At 47.4% G+C, this 20,026-nt stretch carries 23 protein-coding genes; 9 read left to right on the top strand and 14 right to left on the bottom strand.

Annotated features, from left to right (window positions below; translation table 11 throughout):
- Positions 1-10: 10 nt before the first annotated feature.
- Positions 11-1,012, bottom strand: a complete 1,002-nt coding sequence (locus tag ZMTM_RS01075) for a sodium:calcium antiporter (RefSeq protein WP_221765522.1) — start codon at positions 1,010-1,012, stop codon at positions 11-13.
- 74 nt (positions 1,013-1,086) lie between these two features.
- Between ZMTM_RS01075 and ampD the strand changes: the two genes are divergently transcribed.
- Entirely contained in the window at positions 1,087-1,626 is a 540-nt protein-coding gene (gene ampD, locus ZMTM_RS01070) for a 1,6-anhydro-N-acetylmuramyl-L-alanine amidase AmpD (protein WP_221764513.1), read from the top strand.
- On the opposite strand, the gene ZMTM_RS01065 is transcribed toward ampD, so the two are convergent.
- The 3 genes from ZMTM_RS01065 to ZMTM_RS01055 all read right to left on the bottom strand — a co-directional run bounded on the left by ZMTM_RS01065 (position 1,619) and on the right by ZMTM_RS01055 (position 4,613).
- A complete protein-coding gene (locus ZMTM_RS01065; RefSeq protein ID WP_221764512.1) occupies positions 1,619-2,590 on the bottom strand; it encodes a DMT family transporter in 972 nt (323 codons plus the stop codon). The two genes, ampD and ZMTM_RS01065, sit on opposite strands and share 8 nt — an antisense overlap.
- 214 nt (positions 2,591-2,804) lie before the next feature.
- Positions 2,805-3,329: a GNAT family N-acetyltransferase gene (locus ZMTM_RS01060; RefSeq protein ID WP_225907052.1), complete on the bottom strand. Its 525-nt coding sequence runs from the start codon at positions 3,327-3,329 to the stop codon at positions 2,805-2,807.
- A gap of 48 nt (positions 3,330-3,377) precedes the next feature.
- On the bottom strand, positions 3,378-4,613 hold the full coding sequence (locus tag ZMTM_RS01055) for a dicarboxylate/amino acid:cation symporter (protein ID WP_221764511.1): 1,236 nt from the start codon (positions 4,611-4,613) through the stop codon (positions 3,378-3,380).
- A 188-nt stretch (positions 4,614-4,801) separates the two neighbouring features.
- On the opposite strand from ZMTM_RS01055, the gene ZMTM_RS01050 reads away from it, so the two are divergent.
- Positions 4,802-5,638, top strand: a complete 837-nt coding sequence (locus ZMTM_RS01050) for an HDOD domain-containing protein (RefSeq protein WP_221764510.1) — start codon at positions 4,802-4,804, stop codon at positions 5,636-5,638.
- 9 nt (positions 5,639-5,647) lie between these two features.
- Here ZMTM_RS01050 and ZMTM_RS01045 read toward each other — a convergent pair whose 3' ends face one another.
- The 4 genes from ZMTM_RS01045 to purM form a co-directional block, all read right to left on the bottom strand.
- Positions 5,648-6,925, bottom strand: coding sequence for an RsmB/NOP family class I SAM-dependent RNA methyltransferase (locus ZMTM_RS01045; protein ID WP_225907051.1), 1,278 nt, complete (start codon positions 6,923-6,925; stop codon positions 5,648-5,650).
- On the bottom strand, positions 6,922-8,025 hold the full coding sequence (locus tag ZMTM_RS01040; protein ID WP_221764509.1) for a DUF3108 domain-containing protein: 1,104 nt from the start codon (positions 8,023-8,025) through the stop codon (positions 6,922-6,924). Before ZMTM_RS01040 ends, ZMTM_RS01045 begins: the two co-directional genes overlap by 4 nt.
- On the bottom strand, positions 7,973-8,704 hold the full coding sequence (locus ZMTM_RS01035) for a DUF3108 domain-containing protein (RefSeq protein WP_225907050.1): 732 nt from the start codon (positions 8,702-8,704) through the stop codon (positions 7,973-7,975). The genes ZMTM_RS01040 and ZMTM_RS01035 overlap by 53 nt, the downstream gene beginning before the upstream one ends.
- A gap of 62 nt (positions 8,705-8,766) precedes the next feature.
- Positions 8,767-9,786: a phosphoribosylformylglycinamidine cyclo-ligase gene (gene purM, locus ZMTM_RS01030; RefSeq protein ID WP_221765518.1), complete on the bottom strand. Its 1,020-nt coding sequence runs from the start codon at positions 9,784-9,786 to the stop codon at positions 8,767-8,769.
- 106 nt (positions 9,787-9,892) lie between these two features.
- Here purM and ZMTM_RS01025 point away from each other — a divergent pair, with 106 nt between their 5' ends.
- The 3 genes from ZMTM_RS01025 to ZMTM_RS01015 are packed head-to-tail and all read left to right on the top strand — an operon-like array spanning position 9,893 to position 13,265.
- Entirely contained in the window at positions 9,893-10,975 is a 1,083-nt protein-coding gene (locus tag ZMTM_RS01025) for an AI-2E family transporter (protein WP_221764508.1), read from the top strand.
- Between the two features lie 40 nt (positions 10,976-11,015).
- Positions 11,016-11,636 carry an HdaA/DnaA family protein gene (locus ZMTM_RS01020; protein WP_221764507.1) on the top strand — a complete coding sequence of 207 codons (621 nt, stop codon included), beginning with the start codon at positions 11,016-11,018 and terminating at the stop codon, positions 11,634-11,636.
- Positions 11,637-13,265: an NAD(P)/FAD-dependent oxidoreductase gene (locus ZMTM_RS01015; RefSeq protein WP_221764506.1), complete on the top strand. Its 1,629-nt coding sequence runs from the start codon at positions 11,637-11,639 to the stop codon at positions 13,263-13,265.
- 70 nt (positions 13,266-13,335) lie between these two features.
- Here ZMTM_RS01015 and ZMTM_RS01010 read toward each other — a convergent pair whose 3' ends face one another.
- Positions 13,336-14,268: a DUF6662 family protein gene (locus ZMTM_RS01010; RefSeq protein WP_221764505.1), complete on the bottom strand. Its 933-nt coding sequence runs from the start codon at positions 14,266-14,268 to the stop codon at positions 13,336-13,338.
- A 124-nt stretch (positions 14,269-14,392) separates the two neighbouring features.
- Here ZMTM_RS01010 and ZMTM_RS01005 point away from each other — a divergent pair, with 124 nt between their 5' ends.
- The 3 genes from ZMTM_RS01005 to ZMTM_RS00995 are packed head-to-tail and all read left to right on the top strand — an operon-like array spanning position 14,393 to position 16,257.
- The gene (locus tag ZMTM_RS01005) at positions 14,393-14,920 is read left to right on the top strand and encodes an FMN-binding protein (RefSeq protein ID WP_221764504.1); all 528 of its coding nucleotides are present in this window, start codon (positions 14,393-14,395) and stop codon (positions 14,918-14,920) included.
- The gene (locus tag ZMTM_RS01000; protein ID WP_221764503.1) at positions 14,917-15,741 is read left to right on the top strand and encodes an FAD:protein FMN transferase; all 825 of its coding nucleotides are present in this window, start codon (positions 14,917-14,919) and stop codon (positions 15,739-15,741) included. The genes ZMTM_RS01005 and ZMTM_RS01000 overlap by 4 nt, the downstream gene beginning before the upstream one ends.
- Positions 15,742-15,750: 9 nt before the next feature.
- Positions 15,751-16,257 (top strand): hypothetical protein, encoded by a 507-nt coding sequence (locus ZMTM_RS00995; RefSeq protein ID WP_221764502.1) that lies wholly within the window; start codon positions 15,751-15,753, stop codon positions 16,255-16,257.
- Here ZMTM_RS00995 and soxZ read toward each other — a convergent pair.
- From soxZ to ZMTM_RS00980, 3 genes are read right to left on the bottom strand one after another with little or no spacing between them, the layout of a single operon-like run.
- Complete coding sequence (gene soxZ / locus ZMTM_RS00990; RefSeq protein WP_221764501.1) at positions 16,254-16,571, bottom strand: thiosulfate oxidation carrier complex protein SoxZ; 318 nt, start codon at positions 16,569-16,571, stop codon at positions 16,254-16,256. The genes ZMTM_RS00995 and soxZ overlap by 4 nt on opposite strands.
- A gap of 1 nt (position 16,572) precedes the next feature.
- Entirely contained in the window at positions 16,573-17,016 is a 444-nt protein-coding gene (soxY, locus tag ZMTM_RS00985; protein ID WP_221764500.1) for a thiosulfate oxidation carrier protein SoxY, read from the bottom strand.
- Positions 17,017-17,035: 19 nt separating this feature from the next.
- Positions 17,036-18,520, bottom strand: coding sequence for a beta-barrel assembly-enhancing protease (locus ZMTM_RS00980; protein ID WP_221764499.1), 1,485 nt, complete (start codon positions 18,518-18,520; stop codon positions 17,036-17,038).
- Between the two features lie 88 nt (positions 18,521-18,608).
- Here ZMTM_RS00980 and moaC point away from each other — a divergent pair, with 88 nt between their 5' ends.
- Positions 18,609-19,088, top strand: coding sequence for a cyclic pyranopterin monophosphate synthase MoaC (moaC, locus tag ZMTM_RS00975; protein ID WP_221764498.1), 480 nt, complete (start codon positions 18,609-18,611; stop codon positions 19,086-19,088).
- Positions 19,089-19,104: 16 nt separating this feature from the next.
- Here moaC and ZMTM_RS00970 read toward each other — a convergent pair whose 3' ends face one another.
- Positions 19,105-19,401 (bottom strand): thioredoxin family protein, encoded by a 297-nt coding sequence (locus ZMTM_RS00970; RefSeq protein WP_221764497.1) that lies wholly within the window; start codon positions 19,399-19,401, stop codon positions 19,105-19,107.
- Positions 19,398-20,024 (bottom strand): phosphatase PAP2 family protein, encoded by a 627-nt coding sequence (locus ZMTM_RS00965; protein WP_221764496.1) that lies wholly within the window; start codon positions 20,022-20,024, stop codon positions 19,398-19,400. The genes ZMTM_RS00970 and ZMTM_RS00965 overlap by 4 nt, the downstream gene beginning before the upstream one ends.
- Positions 20,025-20,026: the final 2 nt, after the last annotated feature.

Here is a 20,026-nt window from a genome sequence, read left to right as displayed (position 1 = left end):
AATACTAGACTTAAGATAAAACGATTGCCAGATAGGTCAGGTACAGCAATCCATTCACCCAAACATGCCAAACTTTCAATTGTCCACGCCCTGCCATCACACGTAACCAGATCACACCGAGCAAAGTAATCACTACACCAGAGAGCACTTCAAGGCGAGGTGCCCATGGTGTCAGCATGATGCCGATGGCTGGTAACAATGTGCCTTGAAACACTAGCGCACCAGTAATATTGCCGAAAGCCAGCGTATCTTTACCTTTGCGTATCCAAAGTATGCTGTTTACTTTTTCAGGCAATTCGGTCGCGATTGGAATAATCAATAGCGACAATACCAATGCTGACAAACCGATGATCTGCGCGGCTTCGTCTATGCCAGAAATGAAGCCTTTAGCACCTGCAATCAGTAAAGCCAAGCCTAGAAATAGCTGCAAAAGTACGACAGCCATGTTGTTCGGTAGCCCGATACGGCAAATAAACATCGGGCTTTCTGCCTCGGTCGCATGGCCTTCTTCTACCAGCGCACTTGAAGCACGCAAGGTAAGCATGATGTAAATAAAATAGATCATGACCATACAAAAACCTATGCCATAGCGCACGGCTTTGATCTCATGCGGAATAAACAAGGCAATCGCAGCAAACACGAAAGCGATGATGAAAAAATTGAGGTCACGAATCAGGCCAGTGTTTTCAGGGATAAACGTACCTTTAAAGCCACGTTTCTTGAGCACTGCAAAAGCTAGCAACGAGATCGATAATGTCGCCAACATTAGGGGCGCACCTAATATGGCCCCGACGCCGATTTCCTCATTGGTATGTGCGTTATTAGTGCCAGCCAACAGCGCCAAAAGCGGCACAGACGTCTCCGGCAATGCAGTGCCAACTGCGGCAAACAGCGAGCCCGTGACACCTTCTGATATTTTGAGCTTTTCACCTAAATGCTCAAGCGCATTGGTAAAGACTTCGGCAGCGATTAGAATCACTACCAGCATGAAAAAAAGTTCGAGAAACACCATAATGAGCACTGCCTGATTGATATTTGAATGGGCGAATTTTAGCGGAGTTTTGATGATGGTAGGCAAGTTTACGCATGAATAATCTGCAAATTGACCAAGATGGCTTAGCTAGTAATGTCAGTTTCATCCACTCACCCAATCAGGATGCGCGCCCTGCTGGCCATGATATTAAGCTTATCGTGATCCACAATATAAGTCTGCCACCCAATGAATATGGCAGTAATGGCGTAATCGAGTTATTCACCAACCAGCTTGACCCTGATGCCCACCCCTATTACGCCGAGATTCATCAACTAAAGGTTTCATCACACTTCTTCATTCGGCGTGATGGCAGCGTTATTCAGTTTGTTCCTTGTACTCAGCGCGCATGGCATGCAGGCGCCTCTAACTGGCAAGGGCAAGAACGTTGTAATGATTTTTCAATAGGCATTGAGCTAGAAGGTAGCGATTTTGAGGCGTTTGAAAGTCCACAATATGTGGCAGTCAACAAACTGGTTACTGCGATCAAACAGGCCTACCCGATTGAAGACATCGTTGGTCATTCGGACATTGCCCCAAGCCGAAAAACTGACCCAGGGCCTTATTTTGACTGGTCGCAGGTAGATACTAAATAACCTCAGCTTCTACCTCCACTGCTTTCTTTGCATTCACCGTAATTGCCAGCACCCCGATCAGTACCAGCAAGGTACCCGCTATTTGTAACCAGGTAATGCCCTCGCCGAGAAACACATAAGCCAGCAGAATGGTCGAAACTGGTCCCACCGAACTCACCAATGAAGCCTTACTGCTACCGATACGGTGTATGCCCACACTCAGTAAAATCGCGGGTAGTACCGTTGCCACTACTGCCATGAGCAAACTGAGCCAATACACTTGTGCGGGAAGATGAAACAAGACACTAACATCCTGACTAAGCGCAAAGTGAACACCGCTGGCCACGGTCGCGGCGAGCATATTATAGGCGGTGAACGAAGCTGGCCCGATACGCGGAATGATACGGCCGCTATACACAAGATAGCCTGCATAGACGAGCGAACTCGCGAATACCAGACTAGCACCCAGCAAGGTATCTCCCACGCCCGACTTGAGCAAAGTAAAGTCATGGCCAACGGCCAAACCCACGCCGATATAGCTTGCGACCAGTGCAAATATTTCACGGCGACCGATGCGCTGCTTGAACAGCACAGCAGAAATCACGACCACCATGGTCGGGTAGAGAAACAGGATAATGCGCTCCAAGCCAGCCGTAACATAGACCAAGCCAGAAAAATCCAGCCACATGGGCGCATAACCACCGACCACACCCAAAATCACAATCGCCCAAGCATCATGTTTACTGATAGCGGGAGTCGATTCAGAAAGCCTTGCCCACACTGCCAGCGCAACAAAGAAAGGTGCAGAAAAAGCCAGACGCAAAGCAATCAGCGTGGTCGCATCAACTGGATACACATAGGCCAGCTTGACGATAATCGCTTTCGAAGATAGCGCAACGGCTGCGACCAGCACCATCAACGTGCCAATGAGTAGATGTCGCGCTTGATGATTTTTTGTGTTTTGTTCGGGAGTTTTAGTCGCCATATTTAGAGCCTTAAAATCGGGCTCAATGCGGCAAATCAATGAAGCACCGCGGGGAGCCCGCGGTTGCAAAAATCAGGACAAACAGCAACCGCAGTGACTATGGGCTAGCCATAGCACATTGCGGACAATCATCGCAGAAGCGGAGACGTGGTTGCTGTTTTTCATGAGAATGTGAATGTACTTGAATCTGAATAAAACCGTCAAGTTTAAACAATTATCGCAACTGCTTTTCCAATAATGCCAGTTGCAGGTTTTGTATTTTGGGTTGCCACATAGCAGGGTTTACTGGGAAATTATTTAATTCCCCCGTTCTAATGTAGCCTCGTCGCTCATAAAACTGGAGCAATTCGTCTCTCGCAGAAATCACAGAGATAGCACTTTTTGTGGCACCCCATTGCACTTTAGCTTCGGACTCTGCAGCTTGGAGTAACTGCTTGCCTATGCCTTGTGCCTGCAGCGTTGGACGAACTACAAACATTCCCAAATAAGCAGTGTCTGCATGTTTTTCCAGATGCACAGACCCCACCAGTTCTGACTCGCAGTGGCAAAGCAGGATGATTGAATCTACCCGATTAATCAGGTCAAGAATTTCTTGAGGAGTGGTTCTTAAACCATCAAGCAAATGTGCTTCGGTTGTCCAACCCAGCTTGCTCTGTTCACCACGATATGAGTCGTTGATCATATTAGAAACGGCAATCGCTTCTTCACTGACAGCCCAGCGAAAAGTAAATTTCAACACTACAAAACCCTTCTAAATTTTCCAGAATATTGAGCCCAAGATATTAAGCTAGGCTCGCCCCACCAGCTTATGCACCACAATGCTCCCAACCATATCACCCTCTACATTCACCGCAGTTCTCACGGTGTCTAGTAGCCGATCTATAGGCAGCAAGATGGCGATGGCTTCGGCGGGTAATCCAACAGATTGCAACACCATGACCATAGTGACCATGCCAGCACTTGGGATGCCGGGCGCACCCATAGCAGCGATCATGGCAGTGAAAAATACAATCATTTGCTGAACCAGATTGAGTTCTACGCCAGCCAGATTAGCGATAAAGAGCGCTGCAGCGGCTTCATAAAGTGCCGTGCCGTCCATATTGACGGTAGCGCCGAAAGGAATGACAAAGCTGGCGATTTCGCGTGGCACTTTAAGTTGCTCTTCCACGCAGCGTAAAGTCACTGGCATGGTGGCCGAACTGGAACTGGTAGCAAAAGCGGTAATCAGCGCATCGCGTGCGCCTTTCCAGAATGTTAGCGGGGTCATTTTAGTGATGAGGTACAAAATCAGTGGCAGGATCACCACGCCATGCAGCAAAGTTGTGCCGATAATCACCGCAATAAACTTGCCTACACTGCCCAACAAAGCCACATCCTGCGTTGCCACCAGCTTGATGAGCAAGGCCATGATACCGAATGGTGATAGAAGCATAATCCAGCTAACGATACGCATCGTCAGCTCAAACAGTTCTTGCAATAGATTAAGAATGTTCCGATAGCGTTCGCCGCCGACCACAATCGCCACACCAACAAACAAGGCAAAAACAACAACAGGCAAAATATTGCCCTGTGCCATGGCACTTACTGGATTCACGAATAAGCCATGCAGAAAATGGGCGAAAAATTCGCCCAGACTCATCTGCTTGGCTTCGAAAGCCTGCATGGCATCAGCGAACAAACCAAGATGCAAGCCTGCACCTGGCTTAAAAATATTGGCCGCCGACAAGCCAACAATAATGGCAACCGTCATCGAAAACAGGAAAAACGCTAGCGTAATCTTCCAAACACGTTGTGCTTGATGATGCTTTTGCAGATTGGCAATACCTACAGTAATTGAGCTGAATACCAGCGGTACCAATACCATTTTCAATAGATCAACAAACACACCACCAACCAGGCCGCTGACATACAGGCCAGCTTGGGCAGGCTCACTATCTTGCCCTAGCGCATGAAAGTAGATACCAATCGCTATGCCGAGAATCGCCCCAAGTAGAATTTGGCTATTGAGTGACGGAAATTTCATAGTGCTAATGCTCGCTTTGATTAAATGTCATGTGGCTAAAGTATCACCCTGCCAATGAGTGTAACCTAGCTCAACTGTGATGGTAAATGTCAGGGAATGATTAAGAATGTGCTGAATAGTGCCGATATTGATATATTAACAAGTAGATTAAGACCACCTCTGGCAATACACGCTTAAAGGTTTTGAACATGTCATCTGAACCACAGAAATTAGCCCCTCACGATTTAAACACTTGGGTCACGTTTTTAAGTAGCGCCGAGATTCCTGTGCTTAAACACACGGCACGTGAGATGGATCGGCTTAAACTGGACGAAGACAATCTAACCGCGCGTGCCATTGCATCTGTCGTCAACCATGACCCAATGATGGCGTTCCGCGTATTGCGCCACATGCAAACGCATAAGAATAAACACCAGTTGCAAGATCTGGTGCTGGTCGAGCAGGCCATCATGATGATGGGGATGAACTCATTTTTTAGAGACCTGCCTACACAGCCCGTTGTGCAAGATACGCTTAAACACAACCTGCCCGCGCTTACCCACTTATTAAGGCTGATTCATCGCTCTAATCGGGCTGCACATTATGCGTTTGAATGGGGCATATTATTGCGCGACTTGCGTGTGGAAGAAACACGCATCGCCGCACTTTTACATGATCTGGTCGAGATATTGATGTGGTGTTTTGCGCCAGACAACATGATGAAGATTTTTGAGCTGCAACATGCGGATAAAACCTTGCGCTCAGCCAAAGTACAAGAGGATGTATTTGGTTTCAGGCTAGCAGAGCTGCAGTTATTACTGATTGATTCCTGCAACTTACCACCTCTGCTTTCCAAACTGATGGACGACACCAGCAGCAAAGACCAACAGGTAAAAAGCGTATCACTGGCGGCTAATCTTGCCCGCCATTCAGCCAATGGCTGGCAAGACGCCGCCTTGCCAGATGATTACGCTGAGTTGGCGCAACTATTGCGCGTTGATGTGGCAAAAGCAAAACATATCGCCATCACTGAACCTGAGAAGTGATATTGAAAATTAAGCAGTACGCTCAAACACCGCGGCAAAAAAACCATCTGTCTGGTGCAAATGCGGCAATAGCTTGAGGTATTTGCCAGTATCTAGCTCAATTTGCTGTTGGGCTAATATTTCGTTGGCAGGCACTAGCTTGTAATCAACATTCGCAACCAAAAATGCCTCAGCAATCTGTTCGTTTTCTTCCTGCAACAAACTACAGGTGGCATAAATCAGGCGCCCGCCCGCTTTTACCAGCTTGGCAGCACGCGTCAGAATTCTGGTCTGTTTAGCTGTCAGTTCAATAATGTCTTGTGGCGTTTGGCGCCATTTCAAATCGGGGTTGCGTCTTAAAGTACCTAGGCCGCTGCAAGGTGCATCGACCAATACGCGGTCAAATTTACCATTTAGGCGCTTCAGCTTTGGGTCTTGCTCGCTTGTAATCAGTTGGCTATGTAAGTTAGATAAGCCCGAACGTTTAAGGCGAACACCCAAGTTCTGCAAACGCTTTTCAGAAACGTCGAATGCATAAATGCGGCCTGTGTTGCGCATCAGTGCACCAATCGCCAGACTTTTACCACCAGCACCAGCACAGAAATCGGCAATCATTTCACCACGGCGCGGCGCTACCAGTTGCGCCAGCAATTGGCTGCCTTCGTCCTGCACTTCTATCTTGCCGTCGGTAAATAATTTATGGCGACTGATGGTCACTTTTTCTGCCATACGCAGACCATTTGGTGAATACGGCGTGAGGGCGACTTCTGTATTTTCTGAGGCAAACTTGGCGACGACATCTTCACGCGTGGCTTTCACCAAATTGGCGCGCAGATCGAGTGGTGCTGGCAAATGCATGCTGCGGGCAATCACCAGCGCTTCTGCTTCACCATATTGTTTGGTGAGTGTTTCCCATAACCATTCTGGCATATCAGCCTGCATGGCAGCATTGGCTGGATCAGGGGTTTTAGCCTTGATCTCTTGCGCCCACTCCTTTTGTTGCTTGTTCAGGCTTTCATCCAAATCACGCATGCTCATGCCTTGCACACGTAGCAGCCAGGCAAGCAGCAATTTGCGCGGGTCTTCGCCATCTGACACAAATGCCAGGAATGATTTACGACGCAATACGCCATAAACTGATTCAGCCACAAAGGCGCGGTCTTTAGTACCCAGTTCGCGATTCTGTTTAAAGAACCATCCTAACTTGGCATCTGCAGGGCCAGTTCCTGTAAGTACATCGGCCAGTGCCATGCTGGCAAGGCGCAATAAATTAGGGTTAATGACATTCGTTGGTTTAATGGTGCTCATTGAGTTATATCAGTATTGATACGAGTCACAATCTGCTCGATCACACTGCCATCCTTTTCTGTTTTACGTATTTTAATCGGGAGATACTCTTTATCTATCGCCAGCCAGAGATCATCTTTTGCGTCTTCCTGGCCAGTGCGTGAAATATGCAGGGTGCGTATATCGCCCAGCTTGCTGTTGATGGTTTCTTCACCCTCAAAACCATAGTTGTAATGGTTCAGCTTTCTGCCATTGGTGATATTTAATTCCATCTCTTGCAATGGCGGTACAAACATAAACTGGAACATAAAACTCAGTATATCTTGTGTGCCTGCTGGCAAAGGCACCGTTGTTTCTTCTTTATTGGTTTGCTGTGTTAACAAGGCAGATTGCCAATCAAATTTGGCCTGGCGTGATTTGCGCGCAAACTGATAACTGAATTCTGCAGGCTGCAAACCTTTATCTGTCACTAAGCCTTCACTCACTTGCACCAGATTGTCCGACAAAATCAACGTAGCCAGACCTTTTGCTTCGGTCTCGCTTTTCAAGCTATAACTACCATCAGCGCCTGACTTGTAATTAACCCGTGTAACACCGATTTTCATGCCGCCAACGCCACGGAATACATCATATTCCATCTCTAGAAAATTACTTTTTGGCGTCCATGCGGCGGCTTCGTTTAAAGGTTCTGGCTGTCCCGCAATCTGATCGGGTAATGCTTCGGTGCTTGCGTCGCTAGCTTCTGTAGGTTCAGCCTGTTTCGTTATTCCATCCACAGCATTGACTGCTACTTGATCTGCCACCTTATTTTCAGGCGCTGCTTCTGTTGGCGGAGTTGGCTTGGGCACTTTGCTACTTTGGGCTTTAGGCTTCACAGCTACTGGTTTCACTGCAGGCTTTTCTACTAACTGCTGCGGCACCAATGCTACTTCAATAGTATCGTCATCAGTATCAGAGACGGGAAAATGCCAACTAGCACCAGCAATCAGCACAAAATGCAATAAAACCGATAATACCAGCGCGACTACATAACGCCACGAGCCAAATCTGCGCAGTTTTGCAAATGTATTACTCAGCATGAATGCTGGTAAGGGTTTGCTCGATTGTTGCGCCAGTTTCATCTTTCAATACAAGTTTTATCGGTAGATTGTATTGCGCTACGCCCAGCCACAACTCTTTACCATCTTTCGCATCTTCGCTAGCATCTACCAAATGCAGCGCTTTATACTTTTTGCCATCAATCTCGATTACGGCACCGCGCTCTGTCACTTTGTAATGATTGTTACCCAGCTTGCGACCACTATTGACGGCAAGATAGAAATCATCCGCCTTGGGTGGGCTGAACATGAATTGATAGGGGAAACTGGCTAAATCTTGCGCACCTTTATCAAGTGGAGAGCTGCTTGCCTCACCTTTGATTTGCAAATTCAAAGTGCTGGCAGACCAGTCGAAATCAGAGATCAACGCCTTTTTAGGGTTATCGCCCTGGCGCAACTCAAAATGACTAGGTTTTAACCCTTGCGTAGTCACTTCACCTTCACTAGTCATCACACGCTTACCCAGCAAGGCAAATACACCAATGCCTGACGTCACGCTCTCTATTTTGTAGCGGCCATCTTCTTGTTTATAACTTTCCGTCACATTAGCGAATGGCTTGCCATCGCGTGTTGCCATGTACTCTAAACTTATTTTGGTCGGCGGTGCGGCTTGAGCCACGCCAGCCAATCCAAAGCTAGAGATAAGCACCCATATAAGCGCTTTAAAGCTGTTGTTTAACCGCATGATGCTTGGCATTTTCATATGCTCCTTAATGCTTGAGGATACTTTAACGCACGACTAATGATATTTAGAGACACGCGAAATTAAATGACAACCGTTGCATGCTCGCCAGCACCACTACGACGAATATGACCGATAGTAAATACCTGCTCACCTTCAGCACTTAGCAAAGCCTGCGCTTGTGCCGCATGCTCGGCAGAGACGATGACTGCCATGCCGATGCCACAGTTGAACGTGCGATACATTTCGTCATCCGTCACATTGCCTTGTGCCTGCAACCAGCTAAACAAGGCTGGCAATTGCCAGCTGCTTTTCTTGATTTCAGCCGTTAATCCCTCTGGTAACACACGTGGAATGTTTTCAGTAATGCCGCCGCCAGTAATATGCGCCATGCCTTTTACGGGCAAGGTTGCGAGCAGTTTTAATAGCGGTTTTACATAGATCCGCGTTGGGGCCATCACCACATCGCGGAATGGCTTGCCGTGAAAGTCACTATCCCAACTGATGGCTGATTGCTCTATCAATTTACGAATCAGCGAATAGCCATTTGAATGGGCGCCGCTTGAAGCCAAGCCCAACACGACATCGCCTTCACTGATTGTTGTGCCATTGATGATCGCTTCTTTATCCACTGCACCCACTGCAAACCCTGCAAGGTCATATTCGCCTGCTGGATACATGCCCGGCATCTCGGCAGTCTCACCACCGACTAAGGCACAGCCAGCCTGTTCACAGCCAGCGGCAATACCTTTAATCACTTGGGCAGCGGTGCCGACTTCCAGTTTGCCGCATGCAAAATAATCCAGAAAAAACAACGGTTCAGCGCCTTGTACCAGAATATCGTTGACGCTCATAGCGACCAGATCGATGCCTACGGTATCGTGTTTGTTCAGTTGAAAAGCCAGCTTGAGTTTGGTGCCAACACCATCGGTACCTGATACCAGCACTGGGTTTTTGAATTTTTTAGGCACTTCAAACAAAGAACCAAAACCGCCAATTCCACCCAAAACCTCTGGGCGCATGGTACGCTTCGCGTATGGCTTGATCTGTTCTACCAGTGCATCGCCTGCTTCCATATCGACACCAGCATCGCGGTAGCTCATTGAGGTTTTGGCTGGTGAGTTGTCAGAATTCAAGTGCGTTCTCGCTTTCCACTATAAAATATTGCTATTAAAAATATTACTGCCGAATTATGGAATTTTAACCGAAATGACAGCCAAACGAGAAAACGTATTACCTGATTACCGCATTATTCTGCTGGTAGCACTCGCTTTATTCATTGCTTATCGACTTTTGCCGATTATCTCGCCATTTCTGATTGCAGCGATTTTTGCCTACATTTGCAATCCGCTGGTAGATCGCATAAGCGCATTCAAACTTGGCAAGCTGACGATAGGCCGCACTGTTGCAACCATGCTCGTCATGCTGCTACTGCTCACTGGGCTTATTGGCGTCATACTCGTCATCGTACCTATGTTGCAAAAAGAGCTATTTCTCGTCATCCAAAAGCTCCCTAATTACATCAATACCTTACGCACACAGCTTGACCCCTGGTTGTTCCAACACTTTGGCATTGGCCTGGAAATTGACTCTGGCAAAGTGCAGGAGGTCTTCACCAAAAACTGGAAATCCGCCACAGACTATGCAAGTCGCGCCTTACTCATTATTAGCACGCATGGCCTGGCCTTCATTGGCTGGATGGTGAATCTACTGCTGATTCCCGTTGTGTTGTTTTACCTGTTGCGTGATTGGCATCAACTCATTGAACGCATCGCGGTACTCTTGCCGCGTCGTCATCTGGCTAAAACGCTGGAAATCAGCATGGAGATTGATGCTGTACTGGCTGAATTTTTGCGTGGCCAGCTTTCTGTGATGATATTGATGGGTATCTTTTATGCTGCAGGCCTTGGTTTTGCTGGTCTGGAGCTTGCCATTCCGATTGGCCTGATTGCTGGCCTGCTGGGCTTTGTACCTTATCTTGGCCCTACCACGGGCATCCTGCTGGCTATGTTGGCAGCCATATTGCAATTCAATAACCTAGGGGATTTGGTGCCTGTCGCTGCGGTATTTGCTATCGGCCAGGCCATAGAAAGTATGTTGCTAACTCCATGGTTAGTGGGTGATCGCATCGGCTTGCACCCAGTGGTAGTGATTTTCGCCTTGCTGGCTGGTGGTGAGTTATTCGGATTTAGCGGCATATTGCTAGCCTTGCCAGTGGGTGCCGCCATCGCCGTTCTAGTGCGTCATGCCAAGAAAAAATATGTGGCAAGCGATGCCTACCTAAAGAACTAGCCTTTAAACGCTGACCCGCGCACTTTTCAGAACCACGCTCATGAAGCAATTGCTACTTGATATTCAGCCACCTGCGCTGCCAAGTCTGGATAACTTTGTTATTGGCCGCAATGCAGAGGCTCTGCACAGCCTTAAGGCCGCTATCAATGGCGGTTCGCAACGCTTCATTTACCTGTGGGGTGCTGCCGGTAGTGGTAAAACACATTTACTATCCAGCGCAACTGAATTGGCACGTGTTGCTGGTTTAAATCTGGTGTGTGCTGATAATGTGCATCAGCTTTCGGATGAAGCCCAAATCTCCTTGTTTAATAGCTATAACCAGCTACGCGAGTCTGGCGGCCTGCTGATTGCCAGCGGGATTGCCGCACCGACGCAAATGGGGCTGCGCGATGATTTGGCAACACGCTTGGCTTGGGGCCTGACCTACCAATTACACCCACTCACAGATGACGAAAAAGCACAGGCTTTGAGAACCCACGCAAAAGAGCGTGGCATGCATCTGCCAGATGAAGTCATCGACTATTGCCTGCGTTATTTGCGTCGTGATTTACCCAACCTGATGGCTACCCTGAATGCGCTTGATGTATGGTCACTGACCACCAAGAAACCAGTCACTGTGCCCATGCTCAAAAAATTACTACAGTTACCGCTCGAAATATAAATGCTAAGACTTACCGAAATAAAACTCCCGCTCGAACACGCCAAGGATATTGCGCATACACCCAGCGAAATTAAAGCTGCAATCTTCAAGAAATTAGGTATTGCTGAAGAAGAGCTTGTGCGTTTTGAGATATTCAAGCGTGGCGTAGATGCACGAAAATCACACGCCATTTTGTTCGTTTATACCCTGGATATTGAAGTCAAAAACGAGGCCAAGGTCTTGGCCAAATTTAAAAGAGACCCCCACGTAAAACCTGCACCTGACATCGGCTATCACTTTGTGGCACAAGCACCACTCAACATATCCAAACGCCCTGTCGTTATTGGCTTTGGCCCTGCAGGTATTTTTGCTGCACTCATATTGGCGCAATCTGGCTTTAAACCAATTGTGCTGGAGCGCGGCAAGGAAGTCCGTGAGCGCACTAAAGACACTTGGGGATTATGGCGCAAGAGCGTACTTAACCCTGAATCGAACGTGCAGTTTGGCGAAGGTGGCGCAGGCACATTCTCAGACGGCAAGCTCTATAGCCAGATCAAAGACCCTAAGCATTATGGCCGCAAGGTACTCAATGAATTTGTAAAAGCTGGTGCGCCTGAAGAGATTTTATATGTCAGCCATCCGCATATCGGCACGTTCAGGCTGGTCGGCATGGTGGAACAGATGCGCAACACCATTACTGCGCTGGGCGGTGAGATTCGCTTCCAGAGCCGTGTAGACGATATTGAGGTTGAAAATAATCAGGTACAAGGCGTTGTGCTGGCGAATGGCGAACGTATAGAGACCAACCACTTGGTGCTCGCGGTTGGCCACAGCGCGCGTGATACGTTTGAGATGATCCACAAACGTGGCATCTATATCGAAGCCAAGCCTTTCTCTATCGGCTTTCGCATTGAACATCCACAATCACTCATCGACCATGCACGTTATGGGCAGAATGCGGCAAACCCTATTCTGGGTGCGGCTGATTACAAGCTGGTACACCACGCCCAAAACGGACGCAGCGTTTATAGCTTTTGTATGTGTCCTGGCGGCACGGTAGTGGCCGCGGCGTCTGAAGAAGGCCGCGTGGTGACTAACGGCATGAGCCAGTATTCACGCAACGAACGCAATGCCAATGCTGGCATCGTCGTCGGCATATCACCAGAACAAGATTACCCGGGCGACCCGCTTGCAGGCATGGCTCTGCAACGTCATTGGGAATCGCAAGCCTATAAGCTAGGAGGCAGCAATTACAAAGCCCCCGGACAACTCATAGGCGACTTCATCGCCGCCAAACCCTCTACTGAGTTTGGCTCAGTGCAACCCTCTTACACGCCAGGTGTTCATTTAACTGACTTGAGCACCGTGCTGCCTGAATATGCCATCACCGCCATTCGCGAAGCGCTACCTGCTTTTGGCAAACAGATTAAAGGCTTTGATTTACCCGATGGCGTGCTGACAGGTGTAGAAACGAGAACATCATCGCCCATCCGTATCAAGCGCAATGACGACGATTTGCAAAGCGTGAATACCAGAGGTTTGTATCCAACTGGCGAAGGTGCAGGCTATGCAGGTGGGATATTATCTGCAGCAGTTGATGGCATCAAAATAGCTGAAGCGCTCGCTATTGATATGGCGTCTAAAAGTTAAGGCAAGACGTAGAAACAAAAAAGGCGAACTCATTGAGTTCGCCTTTTTGCTGAATCACGTTTAAATCAAATTAAAACGGAACACCTACCCTGACAATAAACTGGTTGCGGCCATGGTCATCTGACACCTTGTCATAAACGCTGTTGCAATCACCTGTACCAGCACCCATACATACACCATGAATTTGGTAACGCCAAGCAGCTGTTACCCAGAAATCCTTAGCTGCGTAATGAACGTTAGGGCCAATAAAATTCGCAAACTGAATATGTTCATCTAAGTGATAACCATAAAAGTCATTGTGCAAGCGACCTTCAAGACCGCCTGACCAGTTAGGTGCAAAGCGATAGCTGGCGCCATAAAGTATATCCGTGTGCGACTGGCGAATGATTTCGTCTTCACCTGGGGTGTAATGCTCTTTTTCTGCCTCAAAACTCAAATTACCAGCAAGGATTAGTTTGTCATCAAGAAAATTGGATTGCAGCATTAAACGCGCTTCAATACTGTCCTGCAGTTTACCGATTGTTGGCTCGAAATAAATACCAACGCCAACAGGTGATGTAAGAGGGTTGGTTATTCTCCAGATAATCTCCCCAGAATACCCATCAACGCCACCAAAGCTGTTGTAACCTTGAGCGGTGTCGTTGTAGCTACCAGGCACACCGAAACCTGCGGTACATGGATTCACATTAGGGCAAAAATCTGGATTGATATAGTTGCGATTTGCATGCACATTAAACATGTTCACGTAAGCAGCAATCTGGATGTCATCGGTTAGGCCATATTCAATTTCTGAGCGAAATTGATCCAGCGCATAACTTCCCGATGCCTGACCAACTGAGCGGTCAACCTTCTGTTCAAACTCCCACTTACCTTTGGGTTGAATATCTAAAGTGTAAACCCAGCCAAATACGCCTTCACCCGCATATGCAAACGGTGTTGAGAAAATCAATAAAGCGGCCAGAAGCGAGGCCAGCTTTACTTTTGTATTTGCTAAAAAAGCCATTTTCGTATCCAATATTATTGCGTTAAGTAGCAATGATAATAGTTCGCATTTGCGAGCTGAGTCAATTCAATTATTTAAACTGTATCTTTTAAACCACACCCCAGAAATAAACAGGCAAGCACTTATGAAATGGTCTCCTTATGCATTCATGCCCGTCGCGGCAATTATTGCGCCCTCGGCTTATGCCAATATTTATTTGAGCCCTGAACAGGCACAAAAAGCCATATTTGCTGATAGCAAACTTACACCTGTCAGCATTCAACTCACCGATGCGCAACGTAGCATCATGCAAGATAAATCATCAGTTCACGAAGCCTTTAAAACAGACCGTATCTGGCGTACGCCCGACGGCAGTTATTTCGTGATTGATGAAGTCATCGGTAAACATGAGTTCATCAAATATGCAGTTGGAATCAATGCCAATGGCACAGTGCGGCAAGTTGAAGTCATGGAATACAACGAATCATATGGTTATGAAGTACGCGATGAATCCTGGCGTCAACAATTTGTAGGGAAAACCGCAGATTCCGAAATTAAATTGAATAAAGACATCAAAAATGTGAGCGGCGCCACGCTCTCCTGCAAGCACATCACTGATGGCGTAAAACGCGTGATGGTGATGTACGATTTGGTATTAAAACCTCTCAAATGAAGCGTGTTCGCCCCCTGCTGGGCACATATGTCGAAATAGAGGCGAGTGGTTTATCTGAAGATAAACTGCAACTAGGCATCAATGCAGCGTTCTTAGCCGTCTGCAAAGTACAACAGCTCATGAGCGTGCATGATCAGCGCAGCCAGCTCTCAAGGTTGAATCGTCATGCCTTTGGCCGAGCACTACAGGTGCACCCCTGGCTATTTGAAGTACTGCAAACTGCAGTGAAACTCCATCAGAAAACTCGCGGGCACTTTGATTGCACTATTGCACCAGCACTGAAACGCTCAGGGCATCTAACAAGTAAATCTTTAGGAAAAACGCGCAATGGTAGTTCTGTAGATATTGATTTAAAACCTTTTCACCGAGTGCGTTTTACCAAGCACCTGGGCATCGATTTAGGGGGCATTGCCAAAGGTTTTGCAGTGGACAAAGCTATCGAGATACTGAAAAAACATGGGGCAAAAAGTGCCAGCGTGAATGCGGGCGGTGACCTACGCGTATATGGCGAGATTGCCAGCCCAATTTTTCTAAGAAAACCTGAAAACCCTGCACAGTTAGTTAAAGTCGGTGAGTTGCAAAACGGTGCTATTGCCACGTCTGCGACTTATTTCTCTACACGCAAAGTTGGTCAACTGACAACATCAGCACTCATCAATGCGAAATCCAAGACTCAAGCTTCATTGCTAACAATGCACAGTTACTCTGTGATTGCCCCAAGTTGCATGCTGGCCGACGGTCTGACCAAAGCACTTGCATTTTCAGGGCATCAGTCATCCGCATATATGCGAAAATATAAGGCTCACAGCCTGATTTTATAAAAGAAACATATGAAGCAAGTCAGCCACATCAAACATACTACCCATCCAAAATCCAACATCCCAAGAGCGAAAAAATCTGCGAGTGGGTCGGGTATCTTGCTTGCAAACTGGCATTTAAAAACTGTTTATATCGGTTGCCTTTGGGTATCAGTAAGTGGTTTATTGTGGTTTGTATCTCATGACATTCTGCAGGCTGAGCCGAATGACTTTCAGCGCTGGAGCTTGATTTTGCATGGTGCTGGCTCTTTTATCGCCACCATGATTTTTGGCTCTATCGCCGTCCAACACCTTATTATGGGTTGGAAAATGCAGCGCAATCGGATCAGCGGGATTACCTTAATTTCAGTATTTTCCGCGCTGATACTCACGGCATTTTTGCTCTATTACGGCAGCGAAGAAATGCACGATTATGTGAGGTGGACTCATATCATTATTGGTATTCTAAGCTTCGTGATTCTACCGCTACATATCTATCTGGGCAGGCGTAGTCGAGCCAAAACTGTCAGCGCACACTAGCCCTGCGTGACCGCAATCTGCTGACTTGATGACTGGCCAAGGTTGTCGTGCCAAGTCACTGCCACAATATCCCCAACCTTTGCTCCTACTAGATGAAAAGTCAGATACGGATTCTTGGAAATCCCTGTCCCCCATTGCGCTTCCAACACAGATTTGCCATTGAGTGTCACAGTGACAAGTTGTACGAAATGCGCGGAGATCACTTCACCCGCTTCATTCTTGCGGCGACCTGTTTCCATCGGGTGGCCGATAAGCACTTTAACTTCCACCATATCGCCCTTGAGTTGGGCGCGCATTTTGATGTCATCTGCCATGTTAGCCGCACCCATTCTCTAAGACTTCCACTCGTTTCTTGGCGGTGAAATATTGGCTACCGACCTTGATGATGGCCTGCACATCAGAGGTTTCAGCCATTTTGATGCGCGTGACCACGTAAGGCAGTGCGCCGTTTGTAAAATTGAAAGTGGCAATTAGCGGCGTCGGATTATGCTCAACCACAATCGCGATGGATTCAGTATTCGGGATGCGACTGGTGATTTCAATCTGCACCACAGCGCCATTTTCAGCACGATCGGGCGCAATCACTTCAATGTCTTTACTGCTAGGTATTTGTGCGGGAACACCCAAACCCTGGATGGTATTTTCTGCCTTGGTTGCCTCAAAAGCCGCTTTATTCCAAACCGCTGCGAAAGCTTGAATTGGCAACAACAGGCTCGCTGCGAATAAAGAGATTAGCTGGATAAAACTTCTACGTTGCATACGTTACCCTTCAATACCGTTAACTAAACCAGCCCGATTTTTTCGGCTCATCCAGCTTGAGTTTTAATTCTTTTAGTCTAGCTTCGACTATCGACTGCTGGTAAAAATCCCCATCCTTGGCTTTGCTGGCTAAATCCATCTGCTCAATCGCCTTGGGAATATCATAGCGTCGCACATAGGCCTCGCCCTGAGTTTGATGTCGCAACATGTCTTTGCCCTGCATGGTATAGGCGCGCGACATTAGCTCATAAAAATAAGGATCATCTGGATAAAACGATTGTTTTTCCTTAATCAGTTTGAGCGCATTGTCTGTTTGATTGATCGCCAAATAATGTTCGGCATAGCCGTAAATCAAGGCTCGGTGCGTAGGGAACATGGCCAAAGCATCCGCATATTGCTTGGCTGCTTGTGCTGGCTGGTTTCGCGCCACGAGAATATTAGCGGCCAAGGTCTCAAACATTGGATGGCGCGGCATATTCGCTCGTAGCCACGTCAGTTCTTTAGTTGCACCATCCAGATCATTCTTTCGCATCAGCGCAATCGCCAGCCCATAATGCTGCGCGGCTTCATTGTTGTATTTTTTTTCGGCGATGCTATTTTTAAATAACTCTACTGCTTGCCCAGGTGAGTTGCGGTTCGCCAGCAGTTTGACGCGTACGTAATAAAAATCTGGGTTGTCCTGCACCATGCGAAAACTTGCCATCTGGTCCACCCGCCCCTGCACATCGGCAATGCGTTCAGTGCTTAATGGGTGAGTACGCAAAAATGCAGGCGCTGTGCCTTCTACAAAGCGTGTACCTTTTTGCAGAATCTGAAAAAAATCCGTCATGCCATGCGGATCAAAACCTGAGTCCGCCATGATCTGCAAACCCACACGATCGGCCTCACGTTCATTCTCACGGGTGAAGTTAATCTGCTTTTGTACGGAATTGGCCGTAGCGGAGGTTAAAGCCCCTGCCGAGAGTTGAGGGTTCGCCAGTGCCAACAGTAAAGCGCCTGCAATGCTAGCCATGTTAAGTATCGAATCAGTCTTTTGCTGCGCGAGCATACGCGCCATGTGGCGCTGCACCACGTGGCCGATCTCATGACCAAGCACGCCCGCCACTTGCGATTCATTCTCCGCCGCCAAAATCAGGCCTGTATGCACACCAATGACCGCACCAGGCATGGCAAAGGCATTAATCGAATTATCTTCCACCACGAAGAATTTGAAATTCTGGCTTCTATCTGGCCCGTTACTCACAAGCTTGTAACCAAGATCAGTTACGTAATCATTGATTTCAGAATCTGACACGACATCATCACTGGACATCACGCTACGCATGATCTGGTCGCCAATCTTTTCTTCTTGCAACGGCGATAATACGGTGGCGGATACATCGCCCAAATCTGGTAAATCGGAGGAAACATCAGCCACGGCCAGCGGCAACAGGCAACCAATCGGCGCTAAAAATAGCCAGGCGCCTAAAAACAGGCGATAGATGATGTGATGCGGTGCGTTCATCGTTGCTATGATAACAACCTCAAGATTCAAGTTCACCTAATCAATTGGCTGGACTGCTTAATTGGTATAGAAATAAAAGGAAAGCAACATGAGTACACTCACCCATTTTGACAGCAGCGGCCAAGCCCACATGGTGGATGTAGGCGAAAAATCCGAAACGCATCGCATTGCAGTCGCAATAGGGTTTATCAAAATGCAGCCCGAAACACTGCAACTGATACTTAAAGGTGATGCCAAAAAGGGAGATGTGCTCGGCATCGCCAGAGTCGCCGCTATCCAAGGCTCAAAACGTACCTCAGATTTAATCCCTCTCTGTCACCCCATTAGCCTCACTAAAGTAGGTGTTGAGTTCAACATAGACGAACCCAACAGCACCGTGAAATGCACTGTCACCGCCGAAACGGTAGGACGCACTGGCGTTGAAATGGAAGCGCTCACTGCCACCAGCGTGGCGCTACTCACGATTTACGATATGTGCAAGGCAGTGGATAGAGGAATGGTGATAACTGAGATTAAGTTGCTGGAGAAACAGGGTGGGAAGTCTGGCAGTTGGAAAGCTGCGATTTAATTAAGCTTCCTCGGCTTTATATTTTATCAAGCGCCTCAGAGATTAAAACTGCACTATCAGGTCTTATCAATCGCCCTACTTCCTGACCATTTTTAAGAAAAACCAAGGTTGGCCATAACTTCACCTTGAACAAGCGCCCCAGCCTGCGCCCTTTGCCATCTTCAATTTTAATGTGTCGCACATCTTGGCGTTCTGCTAAGGCAGATGCGATCAATGGCTGTGCTGCTTTGCAGTATCCACACCAGTCCGTACCGAATTCAAGTATCGTGGCCCCATCCAAGGCCTCAATCTCGACTATCGTAAGCTCATTCATGGTTCATTTCTTACTAATTCTGAATTACTAAGCCTTGCCAATACTAGCTTGTACAAAACTGCACCTATCAAAGCGCCAGCAAGTACATCGCCCAGAAAATGATATTCGGTGGCAATCAGCCCCAAGCTCAAAATGACCCCTAGCAAAACATAATAGAAACGATAGCGTGGGTAAAACTGCCATAAGGCCATTAAGAGTGGCGTAAATACCAGCATATGACCGGATGGAAATCCTTGAAAACTGCCGATGCCTGCAAACCAATGAAAATCATAATGATGATTTGGATATGCCAACCATACGCGCGTGTCCACTCGACCAAATATCCATTTCAGAAGAATCTTTAGCGCAAAAGATAGAGGAAGTAGCGTGCCTGTCAGCTTAAAAAACAAGGTACGTTTATCGTGGATATTCCGTCGTTTTAAAAAAAAGTAAGACGCCCAGCTAAAAAGAGAAAATATGACCACAATAAAAAATAAAGCATCTGGGATGCTAGAGGTCTTTAGATGCGGCGCATAAATCCCTAAGTTATTGGCTATCCAAATAGCCAAGGGTATATCAAGGAACTGCACGCAAAGGATTGAGGATATAAAAGCGATGGTTATGTAAAAGTAGATACTTTTCATCA

The sequence above is a fragment of the Methyloradius palustris genome, assembly GCF_019703875.1.
Lineage (GTDB): Bacteria > Pseudomonadota > Gammaproteobacteria > Burkholderiales > Methylophilaceae > Methyloradius > Methyloradius palustris.
This window is presented reverse-complemented; position numbering and strand designations above follow the sequence as displayed.